Genomic DNA, 11827 nt, shown 5'->3' on the forward strand with positions numbered 1-11827 from the left:
CCTATTCCGCGGCGAGGCTCACGGGATCGGCCTGTCCGGTCCGACCCGTAGCGCCCTTCCGCGGCAGCGTCACGCTGAACGTGGTGCCCTGACCCAATTGCGACGTCACGTCGATGCGCCCCCCCAGCGATCGCACGAGGGCCTTCACGTGGGCGAGGCCGATGCCCTCGCCCGGCCGGTCCTGGGCGCCGGAGCGCCGGAACAGCTCGAACACGCGGGCATGGTCGCGGGCGGCGATGCCCCGGCCGTTGTCGGCGACGTCGAACCGGACCCGGCCCCCGCCCAGGGGCGCGGCGCTGACGGTGATCCGACCAGGCCGCTGCGGATCGAGGTACTTGACCGCGTTGTCGAGCAGGTTGGCGAAGATCTGCTCGATGGCGAGGCGGTCGGCCACGATCTCCGGCAGGGGGCCGGCGAGGCTCACGCGGGCGCCCACGGCGGCGGTCTGATGCTGCTGGGCATCGGCGAGGCGGCGAACCAGGGCGGTCATATCGAGGGGTTCCGCCCGGAAGGCGCGTCGTCCCTCGCGCGACAGCCGCAGGATGGCGGCGATCAGCCCCTCCATGCGGGTGACGGCGGCCGTGATGAAGCCGAGGGCCTCGCGCAGATCGGTGTCGATCCGGGCGGCCTCCGGGTGCCCCTGGAGGGCGCGGGCGATGTCGCCGCGCGTCTCCTCGAGTTCGCTCGTGAAGCCCATCACGTTGACGAGGGGCGCCCGCAGGTCGTGGCTGACGATATAGGCGTAGCGCTGCAACTCCTCGTTCGAGTCGCGCAATTCCGCTTCCGCCTCGCGCTGCTCGGTGATGTCCGTGTGCACGCCGACCCATTCGCGGATGGCGCCGTCCTTCAGGATCGGCACGGCATGGATGGCGAAGTGGCGCCAGCTGCCGTCATGGGCGCGGACCCGGTGCTCGTGCACGAAGTCCCGGCGGGCCGCGACGGTCTCGGTCCAGGCCGCGATGCTGGAGGCGGCGTCGTCGGGATGGACGGCATCGGCCCAGCCGAATCCCTCGTATTCGGAGCGTGTCTGCCCCGTGAGGGCGGCCCAGCCCGGTTGTTCGCCGACCATCCGCCCCGTGGCGTCGTTGGTCCACAGCACGCCGTGCACCGCCTGGATCGCGGCGCGAAACCGCGCCTCGCTCGCCTGATGTTCCTCCTGGATCCGCAACTGATCGAGGGAGGAGGCGAACAGGCCCAGGAACAGGATCGCGAAGGTGGTGACGGCGACGGCCAGCGCCAGATTCTGCTGCACCGGTCCGACGGTGGCGATGTGCGCCGCGTGGGCGCCGGCCGCTTCGGCCGTGAAGGTCGCGGCCGCCATGCCGGTGTAGTGCATTCCCGCCACGGCGAGGCCCATGATGGCGGCGGCGAGGAGCTTACGCCCGACCGTGTGCCGGCGGACCGTGAGCCACAGGGCGGCCGTCGCCGCCGCGATGGCGATGGCGACGGAGAGGGCGACGATGGCGGGGTCGTAGGCGAGGTTGCCGGGCACATGCATCGCCGCCATGCCGGTGTAGTGCATCCCGGCGACGCCCAGGCCCATGAGGGGGCCGCTCGCCAGAACGTCGTTCGGCTTGGCGGCGGGGCGGCTGACCCAGGCGAACGCCGCCCCGGTGGCACCGAGGGCGATGGCGAAGGAAAGACCCGTCAGACCGGCATGGTAGGTCACCGGCAGGCCCATCTCGAAGGCCAGCATACCGATGAAGTGCATGGACCAGATGCCGCCGCCCATGGCGGCGGCGGCCCCCGCCACCCAGGCCCAACGCTGTCCCGGTGCCGCGTCCCGCACCCGCGAACCGAGATCGAGGGCGACGTAGGCCGACAGCATCGCGATGGCGATGGAGAGGGCGACCAAGACCGGATTGTAGCCGGTTTGCAGCGGGGACGGGTCGTTCATGGGACCTCTCGGCGAACGGACGGACGACGCGAGGAGCCGCGCCGCGTCGTCATGATCCCGCGCCTGCGCGTGCGGGAAACGCGTCGCTGTGATTCACGTGAAATCTCACACCGCGCCATGGAATTTCGATCCGTCCCCTGTGATCCTTCGGCATCAGCCAAGCAATGGGCGGACGCGCTAGCAGAATGCAATGTCCCGTCCCGTCTTGCCATATCATCCCAGATCGCTCCCGCGAGCCCTGCTGTTCGCCATCGCTCTCGCGGGCGCGGGCATGGTCGAGGCCCGGGCGGCGGGCGGCGACGCACCGGATACGGTCGATACCGAGAACCTGTTCGGGTTCACGGAGGGCACCGACACCGGCAAGAAGGGCGAGCAAGAGATCGTGGTCGACGCCATCGGCCGCTTCAGCAAGCGCCGCGGCGGCCCGGGGATGTCGGGTTATGGCGCCGCCGAGCCCATCGTCAGCTACCAGATCGATCCCACGGACGAGTTCAGCATCGAGCCCGGCCTGCAATTCGAGGCGCGCGACACCCGCAACATCGCGGGCGTGCCGAACAAGCGGCTCGGCACCTTCAACGGCGGCTCCGTCGAACTGAAGTACCAGTTCCACACGCGCAGCGACGACGCGCCCTTCGGCATCGCCCTCCAGGCCGAGCCCCTGTTCTCGCGGGTGACGCCCATCGAAGGGCAGGGGGCGGACGTGTTCAGCATGGACACGCGCCTCATGGTCGATGCCCGCCTGATCCCGGACCGGCTCTGGGCCGGCGTCAACCTCATCTACGATCCCTCCGTCGCGCGCCTGAAGGGGGCGGGCGAGACCGACCGGTCCTCCAATCTGTCCCTGTCGGGCACGGTGATGGCCCGGATCACCGACACCCTGTTCCTCGGGCCGGAACTGCGCGCCCTGCGGGCCTATGACGGCGCGTTCCTCAACCGGTTCCTCGGGCATGCCGTGTTCGCCGGGCCGGTTCTGCACTATCAGGTGTCGAAGAAGGGCTTCCTCACGGTGGCGTACGCGACGCAGTTGATCGGCCACGACCGGTCGCAAGCCTTCGCGGACCGCGCCTTCAACCTCACCCAGTTCGCCCGCCACAACCTGCGTATCCGCTTCGGCATCGACTTCTGAGCGGCGATCTCACGGATCGGACGATAAGAGGCCGGCGAAATGCGGCAGGGCCGAAGCTTCCGCCGCGCGCTCGACGGCGCGGTAACGGGCGACGACCTCGGCGCCGAGGCCGGAGAGACGGGCGCCGCCGCCGGCCTTGCCGCCGGTCTGGGCTTCGACGACGGGGCGTCCGAACCCGTTGTTCATGGCCTCGACCAGGGTCCACGCGCGGCGATACGACATGCCGAGCGCCCGGCCCGCCGCCGAGATCGAACCATGCTCGGCAATGGCTTCGAGGAGCTGCACCTTTCCGGGCCCGATCCGGAAACCGGGCGCCACGTCGATGCGGATGCTCAAGCGGGCCATGCGGCCTCCTCGTGTCCCCCCGCGACGCCCCTGGCCGCGCTCGAACGGTTTGCCACCGGACCGGCCTCGGCGGGAGTGCTGGTCTTCGTTATGCTTGTCCGTATATAACCAAGCCCTCTCCGTTCCGAGGGCCGATCCCCATGCGCACCGCTATTCGAACCCTGCTCTTCGCGGCCCTCGTGGCCCTGACGCCCGCCGCTCAGGCCGCCGAGACCGTCACGGTGTTCGCCGCCGCCAGCCTGAAGAACGCCCTCGACGCCGCCGGCAAGGCGTTCACGGACGAGAGCGGCATCGCGGTCCGGGCGAGCTACGCCGCCTCCTCGGCCCTGGCGCGGCAGATCGAATCCGGCGCGCCCGCCGATCTCTTCGCCTCGGCCGATCTCGAATGGATGGATTACCTCGCCGATAGGAAGCTCGTCCGCCCCGAAAGCCGGGTGAACCTCCTCGGCAACCGTCTCGTGCTGATCGCCCCGAAGGACGCCCCGATCACCGCCGTGCCGTTCACGGCGGAGGCGTTCGCGGCGGCCCTCGGGAGCGATGGGCGCCTCGCCACGGGCGAGGTCAAATCGGTGCCCATCGGCAAGTACGCCAAGGCGGCGTTTGAAAAACTCGGCCTCTGGAGCGGCCTGCAGGCGCGTCTGGCCCAGGCCGACAACGTGCGGGCCGCCCTGCTCCTCGTCTCGCGCGGTGAGGCGCCCCTCGGCGTCGTCTACGAGAGCGACGCGAAATCCGATTCCGGCGTGAAGGTGGTGGGGGTGTTTCCGGCGGACTCCCACCCCAGGGTGGTGTATCCGTTCGCCGTCACGGCCGAGGCCAAGGGGGCGGGCGCCGCGCGCTTCCTCGACTTCCTGAAGGGGGCGACGGCCCGGCCGATCTTCGAGGCCCAGGGCTTCCGGGTCCTCGATGGCGCTTCCGGACGGTAGGGCGTTTTCGCGATCCCGGGATCACGCAAGTCGCTCCACCTCTTTCATCAAACACGTTGCCCGTCGAACCGGTCTCCGGTCGGCGGACAAGGCTCGAAGGGACAAGTCTCATGAAGATCAGCGCACGCAACACCCTCAAGGGCAAGGTCGTCTCCGTCGAGAAGGGCGCCACCACCGCCCACGTGAAGATCGAGGTCGCCGACGGCACGGTGATCACCGCCTCGATCACCAACGAATCCGTGGACAGCCTCGGCCTCACGGTCGGCGGACAGGCCTATGCCGTGGTCAAGGCCTCCGATGTGATGATCGCCGTCGATTGAGGTCCTTTTATACTGCGCGGGGCCTCTGCTCCGCGCAGTGCCATGTCATTCGAAATCCCCCGGCTGCGGTGGGGCGACGGGTGTGAACAGGCTCCGATCCGGCTTGAGGTCGAGGAGCGGGGTTCCGTCGAGGCAGTCGAGGCCGCGCACGGTGACGATGGGGCCGTCGATTCCCACGAGCTGCGCGATGGAGGTTCCGATGGGGTTCGGCCGCACGGGCGAGCGTAGGGAGAAGGTGCCGCGCGCGACGCCGTCGCTCGCCGGACATTGGTGGACGAGGTCGCGCCGCGAGGCATCGAGCCAGTACAGCACCTCGATCCGCGCATAGGCGCAGAGCCCGTCGAGGGCCGCGACCCAGGGCTCGAACACCTCGATCCGGCAGAGGGGACCATCGGCCCGGCCCATGCGCGGGCAGGCGAGGCGATCGGTCCAGGGGGTCGCGATGCGCCCGATATAGACGAGGCCCGCATCGGTGGCGGCCGGTGGCACGACGGCGATCTCGTTCCGTCGGATTTCGTTCAGGCGGACCATCGCGGCGCTTCCCTCAAGCCTTCGGAACGGCGGCGCGATAGCCGGGCGTCCGCGCCGCCCGTTCGGCCAGGGTGTGGGCCAGGCTGTCGAAGGGCGCGTCCGGAAGCGAGGCGCTGAAGGCGAGGTGGTAGCATTCCCAGCCGAGCGTCAGGAAGGCGAGGCCGAACCGCTCGGCCGCCGCCCGGGCTCCGAACCCGGCATCGGCCGCTCCGGAGGCGATGAGCGCCGCCACCGCCTGATGGGTGAACTCCTCCCCGGCGTATCCCTGGATGTCGGAGGGGGCGAGGCCGTATTCCGCCAGCAGCCGGTCGAACCACAGCCGCGTGCCCGAGCCCTTCTGGCGGTTGACGAAGCGGGCCCGCAGACGCGCCAGATCGGCGAGGCCCCCGATGCCGAGGGGATTGCCGGCGGCGAGCATGAGGCCCTGCTCCCGCTCGAACAGGGGGCGGACCCGGAGGGCCGGGTTGTGTTCGAGATCGGCGAAGACCGGGCCGCCGAGGGCCGGGCCGTCCGGTCCGCAATGGAAGCCGGCGGCGTCGGCGCGGCCCCCCGTGAGGCGGATCACGGCCTCTTCGCTGCCGGCGACCACGAGGGCGATGTCCGGCCGGTCGGCCAGCACGTCCATGAGGAGCAGGTCGTGGCTGGCCACCAGGGCGAGGGCGGGCGACGTCTGGCCCAGCACGGCCCCGAGGCGTGTCAGGACCGACCGGCCCTCGCGCGCCATCGGCCCGGCCAGCGCCGTCGCCGCCTCCGCCAAGGCTTCGTGCAGGGTCGTGCCCGTCTCCGTCAGGGCGCTGCCGTGCCCCCGCGTCTTTCGGACGAGCTGGTGACCGAGGGCGGTTTCGAGGGCGCGCAGGCGTTCCCAGGCCGCCCGATAGGACAGGCCGAGTTCCGTGGCGATGCCCTGGACCGAGCCCGTGCGGGCGATGGCTTCGAGGATGGCGAAGGCTTCCGCGACGCCGATGCGCTGCGATCCGATCCGGATGGTGCCCCCGATCCCGAGATCGATGCTGAAGGGCGTCTCTTCGGCGGCTTGCGTCATGTTTCGGCCGTCGCAACTTTCTTCCCGCCGCGCGGTCGCGGTTCGGAACCGGTGTCGATAGCACATCCGGAGGCGCCCATGGGACGGGGTCCGCTCCGATCCGAATCAGCACCCGTCGCCCCATCGGAGGCGCCGCCATGCCTGGCCACGGTTCGGGCGATGCTCCACCCGATGCTGCCGCCATGGGCACGAAGACTGCCGCAGGCCCGGTCTCCCGCGAAGTGGTCGTGAACTCGCCGGCGCCATCCGTGTGAGGGGATTCGTTTCAGTGCGGTATCGGTCCCGGAACGAAGGCATAGGTTCGGGCGGGATCGGATTTTTGCAGTGCGAAAATTTGCCACGACGGTGGGAGCTTCGACGATGTATTTGGTCGAGGCCGGGGCATCCGGCACGTTGCGGGGCCTCTACATCGTGAGGGGCGCGCGCGTCGGCACACAATGGATCGGGGCGACCCGCCGAGATTGCCGAATTATCCCGATTTGAATTGCCACTATCTCACCTAAACGCCTGTGGGATAAGGAAAAATTGTGGCAGGAACACCACGGCATTCGGCATTCCTTCGCGCCGTGCCGCTGGATTCACTGCGCCGCCCCGTCTCGCCCTTCCCCCCCGGCGGCACTTCGCCCATGAACGAGGCAAGCGTCACCGCAAAGTTGCGATCATGAAAACGGTCTGGGGTCGGGGAAGAAACATGCGTTCGCTGCGGTACAGTCTCTTTGCCTCGGTCGCGCTGCTGCCGTGCGTCGCGCACGCTCAGAATGCGGTCTCCCTGAGCGAGATCAGCGTCGTCGCCACGACCCCCGTCGGTGTCGCGTCGGGCAGCGGCGCGCCCAGCGTTCCGGCACTCCAGGCGCCGGGCGGCCCGGCCCTGCAGGTTCCCGACACGACACGCCTGCGCGGCGGCGCCCTGCCGCTCAACAAGATCCCCAGCACCGTCGAGTCGGTCACGGCCGCCGATCTCAATTTCGACCGCGCCACCTTCAACGCCGTCGAGACTCTGGCCCGCCGCGTGCCCGGCCTCAACCTCTCCGACAGCCAGGGCAACAACAACCGCGTCGACATCAACTATCGCGGCTTCCAGGCCTCGCCGGTCACGGGCGTGCCGCAGGGCCTCGCCGTCTACCAGAACGGCGTGCGCATCAACGAAGCCTTCGGCGACACGGTCAACCTCGACCTGATCCCGCAGGTCGCCATCAACCGCATCGACGTCGTCACCGGCAACCCGGTCTTCGGCCTCAACGCGCTGGGCGGCGCCATCAACATCCAGATGAAGAACGGCTTCAACTGGCAGGGCACGGAGATCACCGCGCTCGGCGGCTCGGACGCCCGCATCGCCGGCTCGCTGCAGCACGGCAAGATGATCGGCCCGTGGAGCATCTACTTCGCGGGTGACGGCCTCAACGACCGGGGCTGGCGCTTCCAGAGCCCGAGCACCATCGGCCGCGTCTACGGCGATGTCGGCTATCGCACGCCGGATTCGGAGTTCCACCTCATCGGCCAGTTGGCGCGGACCTATTTCGGCGCCGCCGCCGCGACGCCGACGGACTTCACCCACGTCGATCCGCGGGCGATCTTCACCTACCCGCAGACCACCACCACCGAGCTCGGTACCATCCAGCTCACGGGCCGCGTCGACATCTCGCCGACCTGGGATCTCTCGGGCAACGCTTACTTTCGCCGATTCAGCCAGCAATACATCGACGGCAACGACAGCGATTTCGAGAATTGCTCACGCAATTCCTCGTTCCGCGGTCGCCTCTGCTTCGAGGATGACGGGTTCACCCAGGCGCCTGGCCAGAGCCGCAACGCCTTTACCAACCAGTTCCTCATGCTCGGCCGTGGCGCGCCGAACGGCATCCCGTTCACCGCCGGCGTTCCCTACGGCACCCTCGACGTGACCAAGACCGAGGCCACGGGCTACGGCGGCTCGCTCCAGGCCGCCAACCGCGACCGGGTGTTCGGCTTCAACAACAGCTTCGTGGTCGGCGGCTCCATCGACGTCGCGAATTACGGCTACAAGTCGTCGAGCACGCTCGGCGTCATCAACCCCGACCTGTCGGTGACCACGAACCCGCTCACCCCCGCCTACGGCACGGTTCCGGGGCTGGGCACCGACTTCCTGCGCACGGCCGCCGCCCTCGGCATCGCACCGAGCTCGGTGACGGGCTCGAACCTCTATATGGGCCTCTACGCCACCGACACCATCGACCTCACCGACGCCCTGTCGCTGACGGCGGGCGCGCGGCTGAACTTCGCCCGCATCGCGAGCGAGGATCAGACCGGCTTCTCGCCGGACGTGACCGGCACCCATTACTTCAACAAGATCAATCCCGTCGCCGGCCTGACCTACCGCTTCTCGCCGGGCCTCAACCTCTACGGCGGCTATTCCGAGTCGAACCGCGCCCCGACGCCCCTCGAACTCGCCTGCGCCAACCCGCTGCGCCCCTGCCTGCTGCCGAACTCCCTCGTGGCCGATCCGCCGCTCAAGCAGGTGGAAGGCCGGACCTACGAGGTCGGGTTCCGTGGCGCCCTGCCGAACTTCTACGATGGCGGCCTCGTCAACTATAAGATCGGCGCCTTCCGCACGGATCTCACCAACGACATCCTGTCGTTGGCCACCCCCGGCAACGCGGCGCGCGGTTACTTCGTGAACGTGCCGGGCACCCGCCGCCAGGGCGTCGAAGTCGGCCTCGAATACGTCTCCGATTGGCTGTCGGTCTACGCGAACTACGCGCTCATCGACGCCACCTTCCGGTTCAACGGCACGCTGTCGTCGCCGAACAACCCGCTCTCCGTCGATGGCGCCATCAACGTCGTGCCGGGCAACAAGGTGCCGCTGATCCCCGATCATCAGTTCAAGGTCGGCTTCGACGTCGAAGTGCTGCCGCGTTGGCGCGTCGGCATGGCCATGCAGGCGTTCTCGTCCTCATACTACCGGGGTGACGAGTCGAACCTGAACCGCAAGCTGCCGGCCTACTATGTGCTGAACCTGAACACGAGCTACCGGGTCGATAAGAACCTCGAACTGTTCGGATACGTCACCAACCTGACGAACAACCGCTACACCACGTTCGGGACCTTCTTCGAGCCCGGCCTGGTGGCCAACCGCTACCCGGTCAACGACCCGCGCACGACGACCCTTGCCCAGCCGCTCTCGGTCTATGGCGGCATCCGCTACACCTTCGGTGAAGCCCCCGTGCCGATGGCCGAGCCGATCATACGCAAATACTAAGCGGGATCGTCTCGCGATATCCTCGCGTCGTCCCGTCCGGGGACGACCGACATGCGAAAAGCCGGCCTCGCAAGGGGCCGGCTTTTTCGTGTCCGAGGTCCGCGACCGGGGCACTCGTCCGATGCGGATCGCTCCGGCTTCACTGGGCCGATGGCGCCATTTGCCAAAACATCCCGATCATATTGCTTGTTGACCATGAATAGATTGCGGGATTTTCTCGTTTATCCAAGGCGAACGATGAAAGGTCCCAGTAGATATGTGATCGTTTTGCATCGCTTCGAGTCAAAGTGATTTCGTATAATAATAAGCCCGAACTATTTTTTGACTCCGCCGCAAGCCTCTTTCATCGTCTCCTCACCCCGCCCGGCCTCTGTGCTGTCGGCCGGGAAAAATCATAAGGTTTCAGGGGGGTCGAATGTCGAGGCAAGGTCAGGTGCTGCGCCGCTCATTGATGGCGAGCGTTCCAATTTGGACCCTGGCGATCGCCGAAGCTTCGGCGGCGTGCCAGCCCGCCACGCCTACGAGTGGGCAGACCGTGACCTGCACGGATGCGCAGCCGACGGGCTTCGTCGCGCCGGCCGGCGTGACGGGGCTGACGGTCAACATCCAGTCCGGCGCCACCCTCGGTTCGCAGCAGACCGGTGTCGGCACCAATCCGAACTTCGCCAACGTACGGGTGAACGGCACCAGCGTCGTCAACAACGCCGGCATCATCGACAACGGCGCGCCGCAGAACCGCGACAACTACGGCGTCAACCTGGCGGGCGACCGCTCGACCCTGAACAACACCGGCACGATCACCCTGACGGCGCCCGCCGGCAACAGCACGACGCGAATCTACGGCGCCTTCTCGAGCGCGCCGAACGGCTCGCAATATGAGAGCACCACGGTCAACAATTCCGGCACCCTCGCGGTGACGCAGAACGGCAACGGCATCGCGCGCGGCATCTATTCCGGCGAGAACACGACGCTGTTCACCATCAACAACAGCGGCCTGATCTCGGCCACGCGCGGCGCTTCCGCCACGGCCTCCACCGCCGTCGTCGCGGGCGTCGATTCCGACGACGACACCGACCGGCTCGTGATCAACAACAGCGCCGCCGGCCGGATCACCGCCACGGGCACCAACACCCGCGCCCTCTCGGGCCGCGCCGCCCAGTACGAGATCAACAACAGCGGCACCATCACCAACACCACCGCCGGTGAAGCGGCCATCGCCACCTTCGCGGTGAATGCCGGCAATGCCGGCGACGCCACCACGCCGCGCGCCTACAACACCGTCATCACCAACACGGCGACCGGCGTCATCAACGGCGACGTGCGCAACTTCGACCAGGATCTCCAGACCGCCGCGACGGTGGTGAATCTGCGCCGCACCGGCACGATCACAAATGCCGGCACCATCAACGGCAACCTCGCCTTCGGCGGCGGCAGCCAGACGGTGAACAACACCGGCCGCATCTCCGGCGGCCTGTCCTTCCTCGACGTCGCCGCCACCGTGAATACGGTGAACCTCGGCACGGGCTCGAGCATCGGCGGCAACATCACCGCGCAGGGGCAGGGCACCAACACCCTGAACCTCACGGGCACCGGGACCCTGACGGGCACCGTCGCGGGCTTCACCAGCCTGAACCAGACCGGCGCCGGCAGCGCCTGGACCACCGCCAGCGGCTCGGTCCAGAATCTGTCCGGAAACCTCACAGTCGCGGGCGGCAATCTGACGCTGGGCGCCGGCTCGATCCAGACCATCGGCGGCCTGATCCAGGTGACGGGTTCGGGCGCGCAGCTCACCGTCAACAACACGCTGACCAACAAGACCGTGAACCTGTCGGGCTCGAACACGAGCCTGGTCAACAACGGCACCCTCACGGGCACCGGTGCGGCGGGCCGGGCCAACACCTCGGCGAACCGCGTCTACGGCGTGCTCACCAACTCCACGGGCGCGGATTTCGCCAACGTGGCGGTGACGAACAACGGCACCATCGCGGTGACGGAGAACGGCATCGGCATCTCGCGCGGCATCTATGCCGGTGAAAACATCGCCTCCATGGCGATCACCAATGCCGGCACCATCTCGGCGACGCGCAACGGGACCGGCACGGCGGCCGTCGCGGCCATCGATTCCGACGACGACGTCGCGGCCCTCACCGTCACCAACCGCGCCGGCGCCACGATCAGCGGCACCGGCACCGGGGTCCGCGCCATCCAGGGCCGGGCGCAGGCCTACACCATCGTCAACGACGGAACGATCACCGGTCCGACCGGTGGTCAGGCCATCGTGGTCTACGGTGCCGGCAACGCCACCCTCGCCAACAACGCCGGCGGCGTCATCAACGGCGACGTGCGCTTCACCGATGCCGACCCGCAGAACGCCACCACGGCCAACCGCCGCAACAGCACCACGACCAATG

At 68.3% G+C, this 11827-nt stretch carries 9 protein-coding genes; 5 read left to right on the forward strand and 4 right to left on the reverse strand.

Translation table 11 applies throughout. The features are described 5' to 3' along the window. Position 1: 1 nt before the first annotated feature. Positions 2-1897, reverse strand: coding sequence for an MHYT domain-containing protein (locus BM249_RS14015; protein ID WP_091972764.1), 1896 nt, complete (start codon positions 1895-1897; stop codon positions 2-4). 190 nt (positions 1898-2087) lie between these two features. Here BM249_RS14015 and BM249_RS14020 point away from each other — a divergent pair, with 190 nt between their 5' ends. After that, the gene (locus BM249_RS14020; protein ID WP_091972766.1) at positions 2088-3023 is read left to right on the forward strand and encodes a hypothetical protein; all 936 of its coding nucleotides are present in this window, start codon (positions 2088-2090) and stop codon (positions 3021-3023) included. Positions 3024-3032: 9 nt separating this feature from the next. On the opposite strand, the gene BM249_RS14025 is transcribed toward BM249_RS14020, so the two are convergent. Further along, positions 3033-3368: a winged helix-turn-helix domain-containing protein gene (locus BM249_RS14025; RefSeq protein ID WP_091972768.1), complete on the reverse strand. Its 336-nt coding sequence runs from the start codon at positions 3366-3368 to the stop codon at positions 3033-3035. Positions 3369-3508: 140 nt separating this feature from the next. Here BM249_RS14025 and modA point away from each other — a divergent pair, with 140 nt between their 5' ends. Both modA and BM249_RS14035 read left to right on the forward strand, forming a co-directional pair. Further along, positions 3509-4291, forward strand: a complete 783-nt coding sequence (gene modA / locus BM249_RS14030) for a molybdate ABC transporter substrate-binding protein (protein WP_091972769.1) — start codon at positions 3509-3511, stop codon at positions 4289-4291. 110 nt (positions 4292-4401) lie between these two features. After that, positions 4402-4611 carry a TOBE domain-containing protein gene (locus BM249_RS14035; RefSeq protein ID WP_091972771.1) on the forward strand — a complete coding sequence of 70 codons (210 nt, stop codon included), beginning with the start codon at positions 4402-4404 and terminating at the stop codon, positions 4609-4611. 45 nt (positions 4612-4656) lie between these two features. On the opposite strand, the gene BM249_RS14040 is transcribed toward BM249_RS14035, so the two are convergent. Together BM249_RS14040 and BM249_RS14045 are read right to left on the reverse strand one after the other, a co-directional pair. Further along, positions 4657-5142, reverse strand: coding sequence for an SAM-dependent methyltransferase (locus BM249_RS14040; RefSeq protein ID WP_091972773.1), 486 nt, complete (start codon positions 5140-5142; stop codon positions 4657-4659). A gap of 13 nt (positions 5143-5155) precedes the next feature. Further along, positions 5156-6184 carry a substrate-binding domain-containing protein gene (locus BM249_RS14045; protein ID WP_091972775.1) on the reverse strand — a complete coding sequence of 343 codons (1029 nt, stop codon included), beginning with the start codon at positions 6182-6184 and terminating at the stop codon, positions 5156-5158. A gap of 691 nt (positions 6185-6875) precedes the next feature. Between BM249_RS14045 and BM249_RS14050 the strand changes: the two genes are divergently transcribed. Together BM249_RS14050 and BM249_RS14055 are read left to right on the forward strand one after the other, a co-directional pair. Beyond that, a complete protein-coding gene (locus tag BM249_RS14050; protein WP_091972777.1) occupies positions 6876-9416 on the forward strand; it encodes a TonB-dependent receptor in 2541 nt (846 codons plus the stop codon). 415 nt (positions 9417-9831) lie between these two features. After that, positions 9832-11827: beta strand repeat-containing protein (locus BM249_RS14055; RefSeq protein ID WP_210186998.1), on the forward strand; the 1996-nt coding region annotated here is incomplete at its 3' end.

It is taken from the genome of Methylobacterium gossipiicola (assembly GCF_900113485.1).
GTDB classification, from domain to species: Bacteria; Pseudomonadota; Alphaproteobacteria; order Rhizobiales; family Beijerinckiaceae; genus Methylobacterium; species Methylobacterium gossipiicola.